This window comes from Pseudomonas sp. MHK4, from assembly GCF_054600775.1.
Map to the genome: position 1 here is coordinate 199,094 of NZ_BAAIAK010000001.1, position 17,493 is coordinate 216,586.

Genomic DNA, 17,493 nt, shown 5'->3' on the forward strand with positions numbered 1-17,493 from the left:
CCTCCAGAATCGCGCCCCTGTTTCGGCCAGGGCGCTGCCTGTCGGGTATTCCGACGCGTTCTGGCCGGGTGGCAAGTGACCGGAATGTGGAGATCCCACCGGATGAATGATCAGGCCAATAGCGTTAACGAACGCTTTGTAGCAGCGACACCCGCAACTCTTTCGAGCTGGAATCGCCAGGACACCACCTGGATGCTGGGCCTGTTTGGCACGGCGATTGGTGCGGGCACCCTGTTTTTACCGATCAATGCGGGCCTGGGCGGCTTCTGGCCGCTGCTGGTGCTGGCGCTGCTGGCGTTCCCGATGACGTTCTACGCACACCGCGGCCTGACCCGCTTTGTGTTGTCCGGTCGCGAAGGCGCCGATATCACTGAAGTGGTGGAAGAGCATTTCGGCATCAAGGCCGGTGCGTTGATCACCTTGCTGTACTTCTTCGCCATTTTCCCCATCCTGCTGATCTACAGCGTGGCCCTGACCAACACCGTGGGAAGCTTCCTCGAGCACCAGCTGCACATCATGCCGCCACCGCGGGCGGTCCTCTCGTTCGTGCTGATCCTCGGCCTGCTGGCCGTGGTGCGCTGCGGCGAGCAGGTGATCGTCAAGGCCATGAGCCTGATGGTCTACCCGTTCATCGTCGCGCTGTTGTTCCTGGCGGTGTTCCTGATTCCGCACTGGAATGGCGGCATTTTGAGCACGGCCAGCACGCTGCCTGAACCGTCGGCATTGCTGCACACCCTGTGGCTGGCGATTCCGGTGATGGTGTTCTCGTTCAACCATTCGCCGATCATCTCGGCATTCGCTGTGGACCAGAAGCGCCGTTACGGCGAGCACGCCGAGGAGCGCAGCTCGCAGATCCTGTCCCGGGCCCATGCCTTGATGGTGGTGATGGTGCTGTTCTTCGTGTTCAGCTGCGTGCTGACCCTGTCGCCGGCGCAACTGGCCGAGGCGAAAGCGCAGAATCTGTCGATCCTGTCGTACCTGGCCAACCACTTCAGCAACCCGACCATCGCCTTCGCGGCGCCGTTGATTGCCTTCGTGGCCATTTCCAAGTCGTTCCTGGGGCACTACATCGGCGCCAGCGAGGGTCTCAAGGGGCTGATCGTCAAGAGCGGCAAGCGACCGGCGGCCAAGACCCTCGACCGTATCGTTGCAGCGTTCATGCTGGTGGTGTGCTGGATCGTCGCCACGCTGAACCCGAGCATCCTCGGCATGATCGAAACCCTGGGTGGCCCGGTGATCGCGGCGATCCTGTTCCTGATGCCGATGTATGCCGTGCGCAAGGTGCCGGCGATGGCGCGTTATCGCGGCCAGGCATCCAACGTCTTCGTGACGGCGGTGGGTCTGGTGGCGATTTCGGCGTTGATCTACTCGCTGACCGCGTAATGTAAAGATCTATTGATTTTCAGCTACAGTGGCCGCTGCGTGTAATGCGCAGCGGTTTTTTTTCGCCTGGAGACACTGGATTGTCGAGCGTCCCCCACGCAAACCCCACCGAACAACCCAACCGCTGGCAGGACCTGCTGGCCGGGATGTCGATAGCCGGCCTGTTGTTGCCGCAAGCTGTCGCTTATTCAAGCATCGCCGCCCTGGCGCCTCAGGCCGGGGTGATCGCCTTGTTCGCCGGATTGCTGTGCTACGGCCTGTTCGGCACCATTCGCGCCTGGCCGGGGGCGTGGCGGCGCTGGTGGTGCTGCTTATCGTCTTGACGGTGTTGCCCTATATCGCCCTGGCCCCGGAGCCGATTCTCGCCGCCATCGTTATCCATGCCCTGGCGCGCGGTTTGAGCCTGCAGCCGCTGGGTCGCTGTTTCATCTGGCGGCGGGACCGCCTGCTGGTGATATGCGCGGTGGGGGCCGTGCTGCTGGGCGTGCTGGACGGCTTGCTGGTCGCCGTGGCGATCAGTGTGTTGCTGATGCTCAAGCAAAAGTCGGCCGCGGATATCCAGGTACTCGGGCGGATCGATGGCGGTCACGATTTTGTCGATCTCAAGCGCCATCCAGCCGCGAAAGCCGAAGCGGGCGTGCTGATTGTGCGTCCGAGCGAGGCGTTATTCTTTGCTAACGTCGAACGGATGCTCGGTGCCGCCTTGCACTTGATCCGGCATTGGCAAGTGCCTGTGCATACCGTGATCCTCCGTCTGGAGGAGTCACCTGACCTGGATGGCACCCGCATCGAGGCGATGCAGGCGTTTTTCGTGCGGGTGCACAAGGAAGGCAAGCGGCTGATTCTGGCGCGCCTGAAGGACAGTGCGCAGACAGCTTTGGCGCTGTTGCCGGAGGTTGAGGCCAATGGGGTGATGCTGAGCGGGTTGAGTGTGGATGGCGCGGTGCAGCAGGCCTTCAAACCGTACGCATAACCTGTGGGAGCGAGGGTGTTGAGGCAGAAACCATAAAAAAACGCCGCTCATCTCACGATGGGCGGCGTTTTTCATTGCGTTGCAGCGTTAGGCTTGAACGACCGGGATGTTGGCGTTCGCAGCAGCTTCACGGAACTCGGCAATCTGGTCGAAGGACAGGTAGCGGTAGACATCGGCCGCCATGCTGTCGATCTTGCCAGCGTATTCCATGTATTCCTCGACGGTCGGCAGGCGACCCAGGATGGAAGCCACGGACGCCAGCTCGGCCGAAGCCAGGTAGACGTTCGCGCCGTCACCCAGACGGTTCGGGAAGTTACGGGTCGAAGTCGACACCACAGTCGAGTTCGGCTCTACACGTGCCTGGTTACCCATGCACAGCGAGCAGCCCGGCATTTCCATGCGCGCGCCAGCCTTGCCGTAGATACCGTAGTAGCCTTCTTCGGTCAGCTGGTGAGCGTCCATCTTGGTCGGCGGCGACAGCCACAGACGGGTTGGCAACTGACCCTTGACCTGTTCCAGCAACTTGCCGGCAGCGCGGAAGTGGCCGATGTTGGTCATGCACGAACCGATGAACACTTCGTCGATCTTCTCGCCAGCAACGCTGGAGAGCAGGCGAGCGTCGTCCGGGTCGTTTGGAGCGCAGAGTACAGGCTCCTTGATGTCGGCCAGGTCGATCTCGATGATTTCGGCGTACTCGGCGTCCTTGTCCGCTTCCATCAGCTCTGGGTTGGCCAGCCAGGCTTCCATCGCCTGGGCACGACGCTCCAGGGTACGGGCATCGCCGTAGCCTTCGCCGATCATCCAGCGCAGCAGGGTGATGTTCGATTGCAGGTATTCAGCGATCGACTCTTTCGACAGCTGGATGGTGCAACCGGCAGCCGAACGTTCGGCCGAGGCGTCGGACAGTTCGAACGCTTGCTCGACGGTCAGCTTAGGCAGGCCTTCGATCTCCAGGATGCGACCGGAGAAGGCGTTTTTCTTGCCTTTCTTCTCTACGGTCAGCAGGCCAGCCTGGATCGCGTAGTAAGGAATGGCGTGAACCAGGTCACGCAGGGTGACGCCTGGCTGCAGTTCGCCCTTGAAGCGAACCAGTACCGACTCAGGCATGTCCAGCGGCATGACGCCAGTGGCTGCGGCGAACGCCACCAGGCCGGAACCGGCCGGGAACGAGATGCCGATCGGGAAACGGGTGTGGGAGTCACCACCGGTACCGACGGTGTCTGGCAGCAGCATGCGGTTCAGCCACGAGTGGATAATGCCGTCGCCCGGACGCAGGGAAACGCCGCCGCGGGTCATGATGAAGTCAGGCAGGGTGTGGTGGGTGGTCACGTCGATCGGCTTTGGATAAGCCGCGGTGTGGCAGAAGGACTGCATCACCAGGTCGGTCGAGAAGCCCAGGCACGCCAGGTCTTTCAGTTCGTCACGGGTCATGGGACCTGTGGTGTCCTGGGAACCCACGGTGGTCATCTTCGGTTCGCAGTAGGTGCCCGGACGAACGCCGGTCACGCCGCAAGCCTTGCCGACCATTTTCTGCGCCAGGGTGAAACCCTTGGTGCTTTCAGCCGGAGCTTCTGGCTTCTTGAACAGGGTCGAAGGTGGCAGGCCCAGCTCGGTACGAGCCTTCTCGGTCAGGCCACGGCCGATGATCAGCGGGATACGGCCGCCAGCACGAACTTCGTCCAACAGCACCGGGGTCTTCATTTCGAAGGTGGTCAGGACTTCGTCGGTGCCGTGCTTGCAGACTTTGCCAGCATGAGGGTACAGGTCGATCACGTCGCCCATGTTCATGTTGGACACGTCGAATTCGATTGGCAGTGCGCCGGCATCTTCCATGGTGTTGTAGAAGATCGGAGCGATCTTGTTGCCGAAGCAGAAACCGCCGGCACGCTTGTTCGGCACGTAGGGAACGTCGTCGCCGAAGAACCACAGCACCGAGTTGGTCGCCGATTTACGCGAGGAACCTGTACCGACCACGTCGCCGACGTAGGCGATCGGGAAGCCGGCGTTTCGCATTTCTTCGATCTGTTTCATCGGACCGGTGACGCCTTGTGCGTCCGGCACGATGCCGTCGCGAGCCATTTTCAGCATGGCCAGGGCGTGCAACGGGATGTCTGGACGGGACCAGGCATCCGGAGCAGGGGACAGGTCGTCGGTGTTGGTTTCACCGGAGACCTTGAACACGCGCAGGCTGATCTTGTCGGCCAGCACCGGGCGCTTCACGAACCACTCGCCGTCAGCCCAGGATTGCAGCACGCCTTTGGCGTGTACATTGCCGTTCTTGGCTTTTTCAGCGACGTCGTGGAAGGCATCGAACATCAGCAGGGTGTGCTTGAGTTCTGCGGCGGCTACTGGCGCCAGTTCGGCGTCGTCCAGCAGGTTCACCAGGGTCACGATGTTGTAGCCGCCCTGCATGGTGCCGAGCAGTTCAACAGCGCGCTTCTTGTCGATCAGGGGGGAGGTGGCTTCGCCCTTGGCGATGGCGGACAGGAAGCCGGCCTTGACATAGGCTGCTTCGTCCACTCCAGGCGGAACGCGATTGGTGATCAGGTCAACGAGGAATGCTTCTTCGCCAGCCGGGGGATTCTTCAGCAGCTCGACCAGGCCTGCAGTTTGTTCGGCGTTAAGCGGCTGGGGAACGATACCCAGTGCTGCGCGCTCTTCGATATGTTTGCGGTAGGCTTCAAGCACAGTTATTACCCTCATCAGTGGTCCCAAATGGGTGTCCGGGACGCTCATCCCGAAATTGCCGTACTCATGCGCTGCATGGCGTTGTGGGCCACTTAGCCAGAATTACCGACAATTCCTTACAGAAGCTGCTTTCAAAGTTTTACGCCTGCAGAACGGGAGCTGATGAGGGTTGGCGTTGGGCTTTTCCCCGCTGGAAAAACCCTACGCCAACACCGCTCTGAAGGAACGACTGTGCTCGTGACGCTTTGAAAACAGCTTCTAACGGACATTGGCGCCTAAAAAGGCAGGCTGATTCTACGGCAAAAAAAAATTAAAGGTAAGTTGGCTCTTGAAACTTTGAGGGGTGATCAATGTTAGACAAAGGGCTAACATGCCGTCCTGTTTTGCTTTTCGCGTCCTGCCTACCTATGCCCAATCAGACCATCAAGACCCCCTGCGTCGGCCTTTGCTCCACTGTTTACGGTGATCTGGTGTGCCGTGGCTGCAAGCGTTTTCACCACGAAGTGATCCGCTGGAACGGCTACAACGAGGAAGAAAAACGCGCGGTATGGCTGCGTCTTGAGCTGTTGTTGTCCCAGGTGATGGCCGCCAAGGTGGAAATTTTCGACCCGGCACTGCTCAGGACCCAGCTGGAACAACGCAAGATCCGCTTCGTGCCGCATCAGTCCGAATATTGCTGGGCCTACCAGTTGATCGCCCGGGGCGCCCGGGTGATCAACAATCTGGAAGCCTACGGGATGGTGCTGTTGCCGGAATTTCGCGACTGGAACCTGCCGGAACTGCGTGATGCCATTGATCGGGAATTCTTTTTGCTGTCTGAGGCGCATTATCAGCGCTATATCGCGCCCGGGTTCCTCAAAGACGCCTTCGGCGCCTGAAAGCATCGGGGGGCTTGCCCGCGATGGCAATTTTCCAGGCACAACAGGTCTTAATGCTTGACCGCCAATTCCTCCAGGTGATCCTCAACCTCCTGTGGCTTGAGCACCAGCACATCGCTCTCCACCGCATCGAGCACCACTTCGGCGGTATTGCCGATCAAGGTCCCTGACAACCCGCTGCGCGCCACCGTGCCGATCACCGTCACGGCCGCCTGCAGTTTGTGCACCATGAACGGAATCAACACATCCGCCGGGCCTTCGGCGATGTGCAGGTGTTCGTCGTCGATGTCGAATTCCGCCTGGAACGCCTTGCACTGTTCACGATAACGCGCCTCGATGGTTTCGCTGAGCTGCAGCGTCGGGTCGGCCGCCGACAGCATGGGCGATGGGTGGGCACTGATCACATGCAGGTGCGCCTTGGCCAGGCTGGCGATGTCATAGCCGTAATCGATGATGGTGTCGTGCAAATGGCGGTGTTCACTTTCCATATTGCCCACGTCGACGGCGGCCAGGATTACCTTGTCTTTCCAGGAGCCGGCAGTTTTCACCAGCAGCACCGGGGTAGGACAGAGTCGCAGCAGTTTCCAGTCTACCGGCGTCAGCAGGGCCTTTTTCAGCGAGCTGTCGGGGAAATGCTGTTTGATCACCAGCCCGCAGCCTTCCGCCTGCTGCACATCGACGATGGTTTCGTGCAGGCTCTGGTTCCAGGCCTGCTCGGTGGTGACGCTGTAACCGTCTTCCAGCAACGCCGCCTTGAGCACGCTGAGCATGGCGCTGTGATCATGCTTGGGATCACAGACCAGCAGGTGCAGGTGCGCCTGGGTCACGCCGGCGATCAGTTTGGCTCGCTTGAGCGCCAGGCTTTCCGAATGCTCGGGGTCGATGACCACCAGAATGCTGCGAATGGCTTGCATGATCGGGATCTCCTGAAAATGAAAAAGCATGGCGTTGCACAACTATAGTTGCTGCGCGGCAGTCGGCGACTTGATGCATATCAACGGTAGTGGCTGGTGGTCTTCGGGCAGGCCGGTATAATCGGCGCCCTTCGATTTACACCTATTTATCCGTGAGCCCCATGATCCTTCCCGAAATTCACGAGTTCCTTGGCTGCCGCACCCCCGACGGCTGGGTTCAAGCCGCGCTGGCCGATCAGGAAACGCTGCTGATCGACCACAAGAACTGCGAATTCAAGGCTGCCAGCACAGCGCTTAGCCTGATTGCCAAGTATCACTCCCACGTCGACCTGATCAACATGATGTCGCGCCTGGCCCGGGAAGAGCTGGTGCACCACGAGCAGGTCATGCGCCTGATGAAAAAACGCAAGGTCGGGTTGCGTCAGCTGTCCGCCGGGCGTTACGCCTCGGGGCTGCGCAAGGTGGTACGCAGTCACGAGCCGGTGAAACTGGTGGATACCCTGGTGGTCGGCGCGTTCATCGAGGCCCGCAGTTGTGAGCGTTTCGAGGCTCTGGTGCCGCATCTGGACGAAGAACTGGGCAAGTTCTACTTCGGCCTGCTCAAAAGCGAGGCCCGGCATTTCCAGGGGTACCTGAAGCTGGCGTACCAGTACGGGGACGCCAAGGACATCGCCCAGGTGATCGACAAGGTCCGCGCGGCCGAGCAGGAGCTGATCGAGTCGCCGGACGTGGAGTTTCGTTTCCACAGCGGTGTGCCCGTAGCATCAGCGGCTTAAACCCAGACGTTCATGCCATTGCGCAATGGACTCCTCGGGATAAACATCAAACCGTTTATCCCCCGGTTGCACCTCGGCTTCCACCCAAGGGGCCTTGGAACCGAGCATCAAGTGCGTATGCTCCGGCGGCACCGGCAGCGGTGTATCGATGGCGGATGCGAACGGATGGATCAACTCTGGCCACTCCGGGCTGAACAACCATAACCCCGAGCCGCACAGCGAACAGAAATGCCGCTCGGCGCTGCTGCGATGGGCGCGTTTCTCGCCTTCGCCCTTGAGCAGGGCATGGTAGATGGCGATGTTTTTTCGACCGCGTACTTTGAGGCTGTTGGCATCGCCGGCAATGTTGATCGCGTAACCACCACCGCCCTGGGTCTTGCGGCAAATCGAGCAGTAGCAGCGCTGATAAGGGTAGGGGTGGGCGCTGGTGAGGCTGAACGACACCGCGCCGCAATGGCAGGAACCTTCGAGTTGCATGGGAATCTCCGCTGAAGTGAAGGTGTGCGTTCAGCCTAGAAGATGTGTGTTTATAGTGCTGCCGCCTTCGCTGGCAAGCCAGCTCCTACAGGGATCTTGGGCAAACATGATATTTATGTGCGCGCGATAACTGTAGGAGCCGGCTTGCTGGCGATGAACGATAACGCGGTCCCACTGGACGCCCACGATCCACCGGGTCAGCATGAGCGCCTCGAACCCCGGACCCGACCCGATGCGACGACTACCTTCCCTGGCAGCCCTGCGAACCTTCGAATGCGCCGCCCGCCACGCTCATTTCGGCCGGGCAGCCGCAGAGCTGTGCGTCACCGACAGCGCCGTCAGCCACCAGATCCGCCAGTTGGAAGAACAGCTTGGGGTATCGCTGTTCGTGCGCGAAGGCCGGCAGATTCGCCCGACCATGGCCGCTGGACGGCTGATGCAAAGTTTGCAGCAGGCCTTCGAATTGATCGGTGATGCCTGTGATGAGCTACGCGATCCATCGTCGCTGGCGGTGTTGCGCCTGGCAGTCACCGCCGAACTCGCGCAGAAGTGGTTGATGAGTCGTCTCACGGATTTTTACGCGCGTTATCCGCACATCACCTTGCACCTCTACGAGCAACCGATCGACGCCACGGCGCCGGGCGAGGACATCGACCTGGCGATCACCTATGGCACCGGTCCCGTGGACAGCAGTGCCTATTTCGTCCGGCCTCTGCCGGCGTTGCAGTTTTTTCCGGTGTGCAGCCCCGGGCTGTTCAACCAGGGCACGCTGAAAAACCCCAGGGACCTGGTGCGTCACTGCCTGCTGCACGACGATCAGGACGGCAAGACCTGGACCGCGTGGCTCACCAGCCATGCCGGCGACCAACGGCCGGAACGACAGCTGTATTTTGCCCATGCGGGGCTGGCGCTGGAGGCGGCGGCGCAAGGGCAGGGCGTGGCCATGGGCGATAACCTGACGGCCCAGGAGGATCTGCTCAGCGGTCGCCTGGTCCGGCCGTTCACCTCAAGCATGACCGCTCTGGGCCAATACGCGCTGGTGTGCGAGCGCGTGCGCCTGGAGCGGCCAGCGGTGACGCAGATGCTGGATTGGTTCAACGATCAATTGGTCGATTGATGAGTTCAATTCAAGTATTCCGAAATAATCATCGTTGGCGAGCAGAGGGCCGGCAACCTTAGCCTGTGGTCATTCCAATGCCCACTGATGAGGTTTGCCCATGGCCCGTTTGCTCGATTCCACGCCTAAATCCGACGGCTTCCGTTTGCCCGGAGAATTCGAAGCCAAGTCCGGCTGCTGGCTCGGCTGGCCGGAGCGTACCGACGTCTGGCGCAATGGCGCCAAGCCTGCGCAGAAAGTCTGGGTGCAGATCGTCAGCGCCATCGCCCAGAGCGAACCGGTCACCGTCTGCGCTTCGGCTGCGCAATTCGCCACCGCGCGCCGGCAGTTGCCGCCACAGGTGCGAGTGGTGGAAATGACCTGCAACGACACCTGGTTCCGCGACAGCGGGCCGTGCTTCGTGGTCAATGACCAGAGCGGTGAAGTGCGCGGCGTCGACTTCGAGTTCAATGCCTACGGCGGCCTCGACGGCGGCTTGTACTACCCCTGGGACAAGGACGACCAGATCGCCAGCAAAATCCTCGAAATCGAGCGCTTCGATCGCTATCGCGTGCCGTTGATTGCCGAACTCGGCGGCATCCAGAGCGACGGCCAGGGCAGCATCCTCACCACCGAGCAATGCCTGCTCAACCGTAACCGCAACCAGCACCTGGGCAAGGACGAGGTCACTCGCCGCTTGACCGACTACCTCGGCGCCGAGCAAGTCATCTGGCTGCCGCGTGGGTGCAAGTTCGACGAAACCGACGGCCACGTCGACGATCTGGCGTGCTTCGTGCGCCCCGGTGAAGTGGTGCTGCAATGGACCGACAATCGCGACGACCCGCAGTGGGAAATCTACCAGGAGGCCTACGACATCCTGCGCAGCACCCGCGACAGCAGGGGGCGCGAGTTGATCGTGCACAAGCTGCCGCAACCGGATGTGCTGGAATGGACCTTGGAGGAGGCCGAAGGCCTGGATCAGCAAGACAGCACCCATACCCGTCAGGCGGGTACGAAAATCTGCGCGTCCTATATCAACTACTACGCCGGCAATACCTCGATCGTGGTGCCGCTGTTTGGCGATCGCAATGATCAGGTCGCGTTGGCGACCCTGGCCGAACTGTTCCCGCAGCACAAGGTCGTCGGCATCGAAAACTCCCGGGAAATTCTCCTTGGCGGCGGCAACGTCGCCTGCATCACCATGCCGCAGTACGCAGGCACTGACTGCAACAAAAAGGGAGCATAAAAATGCGCCTGCACAAGCTGACTCAAGCGTTAATGCTGGTGCTTGCACCCCTGTGTGTGCAGGCCGCCGACACCGCCAAACCTGTGGTAAATCTGTACATCTGGGGCGAGTACCTGGCCCCGGACACGCTGACCAACTTCGAGAAAAAAACCGGTATCCATGTCGTCGTCGATCACTTCGACTCCCTGGAAACCGTCGAGACCAAACTGCTCACCGGTCGCAGCGGTTATGACCTGGTGCTGACGGCGGGGCAGCATCTGTCCCGGGCGATCCAGAGCGGCGCGATCCAGGCCGTGGACAAGCAGCAGATACCGCACTTTGCCGGTGTCGGCGAAGAGTTCCGCCAGCACATGGCAGTGTTCGATCCGGGCAACCGTTATGCCGGGATCTACGCCTGGGGCACCACTGGCGTGGGTTATCAGGAAGAGGCGGTGAAGCAGCGCCTGGCCAATGCGCCAACGGACAGCTGGGCCATGCTATTCGATCCTGCGGTTGTATCGAAATTCGCCGATTGCGGGGTCAGCCTGCTCAACGACCCCAACGAAGTGTTCGCCGCGGTCATGAAGTACATGGGCCTGGACATCAACCGCCAGAGCCTCGATGACCTGAAACTGGCCGAGCAGCAACTGGCGAAGATTCGCCCGTACATTCGCTACTTCGACAACGACCTGAACATCAGCGACCTGGCCAACGGCAATTCCTGCGTGGCGATGTCGTGGAACGGCAACGTGGCCATTGCGGCGGGGCAGGCACAAGCGGCGAACAAGCCGTTTTCGTTGCAGTACCGGATACCGAAGGAGGGCACGCTGATCTGGTTCGATGCGATGGTGATCCCCAAGGACGCCCCGCACCCCGAGGCGGGACTGGCCTTGATGGATTACCTGATGACCCCGGAAGTGATCGCGCCGATCACCGATACCATTCACTACGCCAATGCGATCACGACGGCGGACACTTTGATCGACCCGGCGATTCGCAATGATCCTGGGACCTATCCGGCGCAGGCGGTGCGGGCTTCGTTGTACAGCAAGAATGACAATGGCAAGGTGTTCAACCGCGCGTTGATTCGGGCGTTTACACGATTGAAATCCGGGCTGTGATTGGCGTTGGGTGATGTGTCGCCTGGAATGCCGTCATCGCCAGCAGGCTAGCTCCCACAGGTTAGGCGGTACACTGTGGGAGCTAGCCTGCTGGCGATGAACGATAACGCGGTCTATTTGCCGGGCACCCGCCACAAGTACCAGGCAGCCACGGTTCGATACGGACTCCACGCCAGCCCGATCTCGATCATCTGCTTGCGCGTCGGCTGCACTTCAAGCCCCTTGAGCCGTCGATAGCCCTCGCGCACGCCAAAGTCATCGGCTGGCAAAATATCCGGCCGTTCCAGGCTGTAGATCAGCAGCATTTCCACGGTCCAGCGGCCCACGCCGCGCAGGGTGACCAGGCGCTCGATCAGCGCTTCATCGTCCATGGCCAGCGCCTTGGCGTAATCCGGTACCACGCCATCGAGCGTCGCTTGGGCGATGCCCTGGATGGTCGCAATCTTGCTGGCGGAAAAGCCGCAACTGCGCAGTCGATCGAAATCCGTCACCACAATCTGCTCAGGCCTCGGAAACGACTCCGAGGGGTACAGCGCCAGCAACCGGCCGACAATCGCATCCCCGGCCCTGGCGTGCAGTTGCTGATAGGCAATCGCGCGGACCAGCGACTCATAGGGATCGCGGGCGGTGTGGGGTTGATGCAGGCACGGGCCGACGGCGTCGATGTGGCGACGCCAGTCGTCATCCAGATCTGCCAGCCATTGGCTGGCCAGGCGGTAGGGGTCAGGCATTAAGCATCCTTGGAGGGGCTGACGAATGCGGCCTCGTGATCAAAAGGCCAGTTGCTCGGTGATCTGCACCGCCGCCTTTTCCAGCCTGAGCAGGAATGCCTTGCGCGGTTGGCCTCCCGCGTAGCCGGTCAGCGAGCCATCGGCGCCGATCACCCGATGGCAGGGCACGATAATCGAGAGGCGGTTGTGCCCGTTGGCCAGGCCGACGGCGCGGCTGGCGCCGGGTTTGCCCAGGGTGGCTGCAATCGCGCCGTAGGTGGTGGTCCGGCCGTAGGGGATGTGCGCCAGCTCGGCCCATACCTGGCGGGAGAACTCGCTGCCGGGCATGTGCAGGGGGACGCTGAATTCAGTGCGCTCGCCGGCGAAATACTCGGTCAGTTGGGCTTCGACTTGCTGTAAATGCGCGTTATGCCCCGGTGCCACGGCATAGCCATGGCGGTTTTGCAGGGTTTGCACTTCGCGGGTCAGCGAAGGCTGGTCGAGAAATTCCAGGAGCACCAGCCCACGACGCTCAGCCATGGCGATCATTGGCCCCAATGGCGTGGTCAACCGCGTGAACAGCAGCGGCTCACTGTTGGCGACGCGTCCCGGGGTGATGTGGAAGGACTTTTGAAACGCATCGCGAAAGCCGCTCAGGGATTCGTAGCCTGAATCGAACGCCGCGCTGTCGATCGAATCGCCCTGCTTGATGCCGCCCAATGCCATGCCCAGGCGTCGGGTGCGCAGCCAGGCATGGAACGTCATGCCCAAATGCTGTTTGAACCAGCGCCGCAGTTTCAGTGGCTCGATGCCTTCAGCCTGCAATTGGGCGTCGGTCCAGCGCTTCTCCGGATCGGCGTCCACTGATGTGAGCAACTGCTGCACCCATTGCGGCGCAATCGCGGCGGCGTCCATGGGTTTGCATCGCAGGCAAGCTCGATACCCGGCCGCCAGGCACTCGTCGGCGTGGGCGAAGAACTCGACATTTTCAGGCTTGGGGCTGCGTGCAGTGCAACCGGGGCGGCAGAAGATGCCGGTGGTCTTGACCGCAGTAAAGAACACCCCCTCGTAGGTGGTGTCTCGTTCGAGCATGGCGCGGACCATCTCGGCGTGGGGCGGAAGCAGCGAGTGTGGTAGGTTCATGGGCGTAGCATAGAACGGGGCAGGGACAGTCTCCACCGGAAAATCGACAGGGAATTGCCCTCGCGCCGTCAGGTTTCGCGAGGGTCGCGATCCGCCAGTTCTTCCAGCAGATCCGCTGAGGGCGTGAAAAACAAACCGCCGGTGACGGCCGTGCTGAAATCCAAAAGGCGGTCGTAATTGCCCACGGGCTTGCCGACAAACATGTTCTCGAGCATCTGCTCCAGAGGATCGGGCGAGCGTGCATAGCCGATGAAATACGTGCCAAATTCTCCAGCGCCGGGCCGGCCGAACGGCATGTTGTCGCGCAGGATCTTCACTTCTTCGCCGTCTTTGGTAATGGTCGTCAGGGCACTGTGGGAATTGTCCGGTTTGACCGAGTCGTCGAGTTCGATGTCGGCCAGTTTGGTGCGCCCGATAATCCGCTCCTGCGCCTCGACGGACAGCGCGTTCCAGGCATTCATCTTGTGCAGGTACTTCTGCACCAGTACATAGCTGCCGCCGCTGAATGATGGGTCTTCATCGCCGACGATCGTGAAGCCGACAGCCTTGCGCCCGACGGGGGTTTCGGTGCCATCGACAAAACCGATGATGCTGCGCATGTCGAAATAGCGGAAACCCTGGACTTCGTCGACGACCGCGACCGCACCCTCAAGCGCCGAGAGCAGTTGCGTCGCCAGTTCGAAACACAGGTCCATATGCTCAGCGCGGATGTGCAGCAAGAGGTCGCCCGGGGTGGAAATGGCGCGGCGTTCCTCGGGTCCGAATTCGCGAAAACCGTGCAGCGCGGCGGGACGAGGGTGGCCAAACAAGGTGTCCCACGCCGCGGAGCCAAAGCCACAGATGCACGAGAGGTGACCGGCGGGTACGCGTTTGCCAACCGAGCGCGTGAGGGCTGCGACGTCTGCGCACCAGCCCCGTACTTTGCTGGCGGCTTCACTGCCGGGCACCAGGGTGGCGACGATAAAGATCGCGCTGCGGGTAATGGGGCTGCAGATGGCCTGAGCGTCCGGCGTTGATTGATCCATTGGCATGCGCCCCATGAGCGGTAGTGAATTCAGGCCCGACGGGCCATCAGCAACACTGAAGCCGCCGCCGACAACAAACCCGCGCAGCAGCGATTGAATATTCGCTTGCCCGCAGGCTTGGCGAACCAGCGGCGCATGTGCAGGCCCATGTAAGCGTAGGCGCCGATGGCGATCCATTCCAGAACCAGGAACAACGCGCCCAACACGGCGAATTGCGGCGAGATGGCGCGGGTTGGATCGACAAATTGCGGCAGGAACGCGGTGAAGATCAGGATCGCTTTCGGGTTGCCGGCCGCCACCAGAAACTCCTGCCGAGCCAACGCCAGCATGCCCGCTGGCGGTGTGGTCAGCGCGGTTTGCGCGCCGGGGTTGGCACGCCACAGTTGCCAGGCGAGATAGAACAGGTACGCCGCACCGAGAATCTTGATCCCGTAGAACAACAATTCCGAGGTTTGCAACACCACCGCCAGACCGGCCGAGGCGAGGGCGATCATCCCGGCGAACGCCAGCAAGCGACCGACGCCGGCCAGGCACGCGGTGCGGTAGCCATAGCGGGTCGAGTTGCTGACCGACAGCAGGTTGTTCGGGCCCGGCGCCATGTTCAGAGCGAAGCAGGCCGGAAGGAAGAGGGTGAGGGTGGTGAGGTCCATGATCGGCTCCAGCAGCAGGAGCCGTATTTCTATCACAGCTACCGGGGGGCTTGACCCATACAGTCATGGACGCAGGCGGCAGAGCAGTAGCTAGCGCGCGAACTTTTTCGCCCCGGCCACACACAGGATCACCGCCACGGTGACGCCGAGCATGCCCAGGCTGACGTGTTCGTGCAGCAGGGTAGCGGCCAGTGCCAGGCCAAAAAACGGCTGGAGCAGTTGCAACTGCCCGACTGCGGCGATCCCGCCCTGAGCCAGCCCGCGATACCAGAACACGAAACCGATCAGCATGCTGAACAGCGACACATAAGCCAGGCTCAACCAGGCCGGTGTGCTGATGTTGGCGAAGGTCGCGGGCAGCCGCCACCAGGTCAACGCCGCCATGACCGGCAGTGCCAGCACCAATGCCCAGGAAATCACCTGCCAGCCGCCCAGTGTGCGGGACAACTTCGCGCCCTCGGCATAACCGAGCCCGCAGGCCAGGATCGCCAGCAACATCAGGATGTCGCCCTGGGGTGAAGCCGACAGGCCCTGGGCGACGGCGAACCCGACCACCAGCAGACTGCCCAGTACCGAGAAGCACCAGAACACCGGCCGTGGCCGTTCACCACCGCGCAGGACGCCGAACACCGCGGTCGCCAGGGGCAGCAGGCCGACGAAGACGATGGAATGCGCGGACGTGACGTATTGCAGCGCCAGCGCGGTCAGCAGCGGAAACCCCACCACCACGCCCAGTGCCACGATCAACAAGGGCACCAGTTGATAACGCGCGGGGCGTTTTTCCTTGAACAGCAACAGCAGGCACAGGGCCAGGATGGCTGCAAGGGTGGCGCGGGCCACCGTCAGGAACACCGGGTCGAATTCAAGCACCGCCACCCGTGTCGCCGGCAACGAGCCACTGAAAATCACCACGCCGATCAGGCCATTGATCCAGCCGCTGGCGCTGCTTTCCAGCGCCGGGTTTTGCACGTTTGAAGTCCGTTCCATTTGGCTCACGCTCATTGTCGGGTTGCACGAAGGCCATCCTATGATTGACTATCGGTACAATCAAAAAATTGTCATGGATACACCTCGACATGCCTCGCTCCCGCTACAAATCCCTGGTGGATGCGTTTGCCGCCGATATCCGCGCCGGACGCTTGTCGCCCGGTACGCGCTTGCCGACTCACCGCCAGCTGGCCACTGAGAACGGCTTGGCCTTGGTCACGGCCAGCCGGGTGTATGCCGAGCTCGAGAGCATGGGCCTGGTCAGCGGCGAAACCGGGCGTGGGACCTTTGTCCGGGAAATGTCATTGCCGCCGGGCCAGGGCATTTCCCAGTCGGTGGTGGCGGCGGGGATGATCGACCTCAACTTCAACTACCCGTCATTGCCCGGTCAGGCTGACCTGTTGCGCAACGCCCTGCGCCAACTGGCGCTGTCGGGTGACCTGGAGGCCCTCCTGCGTTATCAGCCCCACGCCGGGCGCCTGCATGAGCGGGCGGCGTTCGCGCGTCATCTGCTCGATCGCGGCCTAAACGTGCCAGCCGAACAGGTACTGATCGTCAGTGGCGCCCAGCATGGCCTGGCGGTGGTGATGATGACCTTGCTCAAGCCCGGCGATGTGATTGCCGCGGACGCCTTGACCTATCCGGGCTTCAAGACACTGGCCGAAACCCTGCATCTTGAAGTCCTGCCCATTCCCGTCACGGACACGGGGCCCGATTTGCCTGCCTTGGACAAGCTGTGCCGGCTTCGCTCGGTGCGGGCGGTCTACTCGATGCCGACCTTGCACAATCCGTTGGGCTGGGTGCTGGACGCCGATCAGCGCGAGCATCTCGTCGCGATTGCACGCCGGCATGACCTGACGATCATCGAAGACGCGGCCTACGCATTCCTGGCCGAAGACGTGCCGCCACCCCTGGCCGCAATGGCGCCGGAAAGAACGGTGTACGTCAGCGGTTTATCGAAGAATGTCGCCACCGGGTTGCGCGTCGGTTTTGTCGCCGCGCCGGCGCCATGGATTGCCGGCTTTGAACGCACCATCATGGCAACCACCTGGAACACCCCAGGGGTGATGACGGCCATTGCCACGGCCTGGCTCGACGACGGCACCGTCAGCCAGCTCGAGGCGCAAAAACGTGCGGACGCCCAGGCTCGACAAGCCTTGGCCCGCGAGGTGCTGGCGGGGCTCAGGACCATCAGCCATCCGTCTTCGTATTTCATCTGGCTGCCCTTGGCCGAAGATGCCCGGGCCGACCAGATCGCCATGGCGTTGATGCGCGAGCAGGTGTCGGTGTCGCCCGCCGAGCCCTTTGCGATTACCCCGCATGTCCCCCACGCGATACGCCTGGCGCTGGGTTCGGTGGACATGGTCGCGCTGCGCCAGGCGTTGGTGAAGGTGAAGAAGGTGGTCGAGTATTACTCATAGCCCAGGGTAGTTTTCTTCAATACGCG

At 61.6% G+C, this 17,493-nt stretch carries 16 protein-coding genes and 1 pseudogene; 9 read left to right on the forward strand and 8 right to left on the reverse strand.

Translation table 11 applies throughout. From position 1 onward, the window contains the following. Nucleotides 1-102 precede the first annotated feature (102 nt). From ACYP2Q_RS00955 to ACYP2Q_RS00965, 3 genes and pseudogenes are all read left to right on the forward strand, one after another. Nucleotides 103-1,383 (forward strand): serine/threonine transporter, encoded by a 1,281-nt coding sequence (locus ACYP2Q_RS00955; protein WP_459728684.1) that lies wholly within the window; start codon nt 103-105, stop codon nt 1,381-1,383. Nucleotides 1,384-1,529: 146 nt separating this feature from the next. Further along, nucleotides 1,530-1,706, forward strand: a complete 177-nt coding sequence (locus ACYP2Q_RS00960) for a SulP family inorganic anion transporter (RefSeq protein ID WP_459729458.1) — start codon at nt 1,530-1,532, stop codon at nt 1,704-1,706. Further along, nucleotides 1,655-2,356, forward strand: a pseudogene (locus ACYP2Q_RS00965) (STAS domain-containing protein); the annotation flags it as partial. The gene ACYP2Q_RS00960 and the pseudogene ACYP2Q_RS00965, both read left to right, overlap by 52 nt. A gap of 87 nt (nt 2,357-2,443) precedes the next feature. Here the strand turns inward: ACYP2Q_RS00965 and acnB are convergent. Further along, nucleotides 2,444-5,044 carry a bifunctional aconitate hydratase 2/2-methylisocitrate dehydratase gene (gene acnB / locus ACYP2Q_RS00970; protein ID WP_459729459.1) on the reverse strand — a complete coding sequence of 867 codons (2,601 nt, stop codon included), beginning with the start codon at nt 5,042-5,044 and terminating at the stop codon, nt 2,444-2,446. A gap of 407 nt (nt 5,045-5,451) precedes the next feature. On the opposite strand from acnB, the gene ACYP2Q_RS00975 reads away from it, so the two are divergent. Further along, entirely contained in the window at nt 5,452-5,922 is a 471-nt protein-coding gene (locus ACYP2Q_RS00975) for a DUF1289 domain-containing protein (protein ID WP_459728685.1), read from the forward strand. A gap of 50 nt (nt 5,923-5,972) precedes the next feature. On the opposite strand, the gene ACYP2Q_RS00980 is transcribed toward ACYP2Q_RS00975, so the two are convergent. Beyond that, entirely contained in the window at nt 5,973-6,836 is an 864-nt protein-coding gene (locus tag ACYP2Q_RS00980) for a universal stress protein (protein ID WP_459728686.1), read from the reverse strand. A 161-nt stretch (nt 6,837-6,997) separates the two neighbouring features. Here ACYP2Q_RS00980 and ACYP2Q_RS00985 point away from each other — a divergent pair, with 161 nt between their 5' ends. Further along, the gene (locus tag ACYP2Q_RS00985; protein ID WP_459728687.1) at nt 6,998-7,612 is read left to right on the forward strand and encodes a MiaE family protein; all 615 of its coding nucleotides are present in this window, start codon (nt 6,998-7,000) and stop codon (nt 7,610-7,612) included. Here ACYP2Q_RS00985 and ACYP2Q_RS00990 read toward each other — a convergent pair. Further along, the gene (locus ACYP2Q_RS00990) at nt 7,601-8,089 is read right to left on the reverse strand and encodes a GFA family protein (protein WP_459728688.1); all 489 of its coding nucleotides are present in this window, start codon (nt 8,087-8,089) and stop codon (nt 7,601-7,603) included. The two genes, ACYP2Q_RS00985 and ACYP2Q_RS00990, sit on opposite strands and share 12 nt — an antisense overlap. Nucleotides 8,090-8,321: 232 nt before the next feature. Between ACYP2Q_RS00990 and ACYP2Q_RS00995 the strand changes: the two genes are divergently transcribed. From ACYP2Q_RS00995 to ACYP2Q_RS01005, 3 genes are all read left to right on the forward strand, one after another. After that, entirely contained in the window at nt 8,322-9,206 is an 885-nt protein-coding gene (locus ACYP2Q_RS00995; protein ID WP_459728689.1) for a LysR substrate-binding domain-containing protein, read from the forward strand. A gap of 100 nt (nt 9,207-9,306) precedes the next feature. Beyond that, on the forward strand, nt 9,307-10,431 hold the full coding sequence (gene aguA, locus ACYP2Q_RS01000; protein ID WP_459728690.1) for an agmatine deiminase: 1,125 nt from the start codon (nt 9,307-9,309) through the stop codon (nt 10,429-10,431). A 2-nt stretch (nt 10,432-10,433) separates the two neighbouring features. Then, complete coding sequence (locus ACYP2Q_RS01005; RefSeq protein WP_459728691.1) at nt 10,434-11,531, forward strand: extracellular solute-binding protein; 1,098 nt, start codon at nt 10,434-10,436, stop codon at nt 11,529-11,531. A 113-nt stretch (nt 11,532-11,644) separates the two neighbouring features. On the opposite strand, the gene ACYP2Q_RS01010 is transcribed toward ACYP2Q_RS01005, so the two are convergent. The 5 genes from ACYP2Q_RS01010 to ACYP2Q_RS01030 form a co-directional block, all read right to left on the reverse strand. Next, nucleotides 11,645-12,262 carry a DNA-3-methyladenine glycosylase family protein gene (locus ACYP2Q_RS01010; RefSeq protein WP_459728692.1) on the reverse strand — a complete coding sequence of 206 codons (618 nt, stop codon included), beginning with the start codon at nt 12,260-12,262 and terminating at the stop codon, nt 11,645-11,647. Between the two features lie 39 nt (nt 12,263-12,301). After that, nucleotides 12,302-13,384, reverse strand: coding sequence for a bifunctional transcriptional activator/DNA repair enzyme AdaA (locus tag ACYP2Q_RS01015; protein WP_459728693.1), 1,083 nt, complete (start codon nt 13,382-13,384; stop codon nt 12,302-12,304). A gap of 68 nt (nt 13,385-13,452) precedes the next feature. Then, nucleotides 13,453-14,409: a Dyp-type peroxidase gene (locus ACYP2Q_RS01020; protein ID WP_459728694.1), complete on the reverse strand. Its 957-nt coding sequence runs from the start codon at nt 14,407-14,409 to the stop codon at nt 13,453-13,455. 29 nt (nt 14,410-14,438) lie between these two features. Beyond that, nucleotides 14,439-15,059, reverse strand: a complete 621-nt coding sequence (locus ACYP2Q_RS01025) for a LysE family translocator (protein WP_459728695.1) — start codon at nt 15,057-15,059, stop codon at nt 14,439-14,441. A gap of 90 nt (nt 15,060-15,149) precedes the next feature. After that, nucleotides 15,150-16,046 (reverse strand): DMT family transporter, encoded by an 897-nt coding sequence (locus tag ACYP2Q_RS01030; protein ID WP_459728696.1) that lies wholly within the window; start codon nt 16,044-16,046, stop codon nt 15,150-15,152. Between the two features lie 89 nt (nt 16,047-16,135). Between ACYP2Q_RS01030 and ACYP2Q_RS01035 the strand changes: the two genes are divergently transcribed. Next, nucleotides 16,136-17,467, forward strand: a complete 1,332-nt coding sequence (locus tag ACYP2Q_RS01035) for an aminotransferase-like domain-containing protein (RefSeq protein ID WP_459728697.1) — start codon at nt 16,136-16,138, stop codon at nt 17,465-17,467. Nucleotides 17,468-17,493 lie beyond the last annotated feature (26 nt).

Bases quoted from the DNA above. Each gene is read 5' to 3' on its own strand.
- ACYP2Q_RS01020 (WP_459728694.1), bottom strand. From the start codon at position 14,409: ATGGATCAATCAACGCCGGACGCTCAGGCCATCTGCAGCCCCATTACC.
- ACYP2Q_RS00990 (WP_459728688.1), bottom strand. From the start codon at position 8,089: ATGCAACTCGAAGGTTCCTGCCATTGCGGCGCGGTGTCGTTCAGCCTC.
- aguA (WP_459728690.1), top strand. From the start codon at position 9,307: ATGGCCCGTTTGCTCGATTCCACGCCTAAATCCGACGGCTTCCGTTTG.
- ACYP2Q_RS01010 (WP_459728692.1), bottom strand. From the start codon at position 12,262: ATGCCTGACCCCTACCGCCTGGCCAGCCAATGGCTGGCAGATCTGGAT.
- ACYP2Q_RS00995 (WP_459728689.1), top strand. From the start codon at position 8,322: ATGCGACGACTACCTTCCCTGGCAGCCCTGCGAACCTTCGAATGCGCC.
- ACYP2Q_RS01030 (WP_459728696.1), bottom strand. From the start codon at position 16,046: ATGGAACGGACTTCAAACGTGCAAAACCCGGCGCTGGAAAGCAGCGCC.
- ACYP2Q_RS01015 (WP_459728693.1), bottom strand. From the start codon at position 13,384: ATGAACCTACCACACTCGCTGCTTCCGCCCCACGCCGAGATGGTCCGC.
- ACYP2Q_RS00975 (WP_459728685.1), top strand. From the start codon at position 5,452: ATGCCCAATCAGACCATCAAGACCCCCTGCGTCGGCCTTTGCTCCACT.
- ACYP2Q_RS00960 (WP_459729458.1), top strand. From the start codon at position 1,530: ATGTCGATAGCCGGCCTGTTGTTGCCGCAAGCTGTCGCTTATTCAAGC.
- ACYP2Q_RS01035 (WP_459728697.1), top strand. From the start codon at position 16,136: ATGCCTCGCTCCCGCTACAAATCCCTGGTGGATGCGTTTGCCGCCGAT.
- ACYP2Q_RS00955 (WP_459728684.1), top strand. From the start codon at position 103: ATGAATGATCAGGCCAATAGCGTTAACGAACGCTTTGTAGCAGCGACA.
- ACYP2Q_RS00985 (WP_459728687.1), top strand. From the start codon at position 6,998: ATGATCCTTCCCGAAATTCACGAGTTCCTTGGCTGCCGCACCCCCGAC.
- ACYP2Q_RS01005 (WP_459728691.1), top strand. From the start codon at position 10,434: ATGCGCCTGCACAAGCTGACTCAAGCGTTAATGCTGGTGCTTGCACCC.
- ACYP2Q_RS00980 (WP_459728686.1), bottom strand. From the start codon at position 6,836: ATGCAAGCCATTCGCAGCATTCTGGTGGTCATCGACCCCGAGCATTCG.
- ACYP2Q_RS01025 (WP_459728695.1), bottom strand. From the start codon at position 15,059: ATGGACCTCACCACCCTCACCCTCTTCCTTCCGGCCTGCTTCGCTCTG.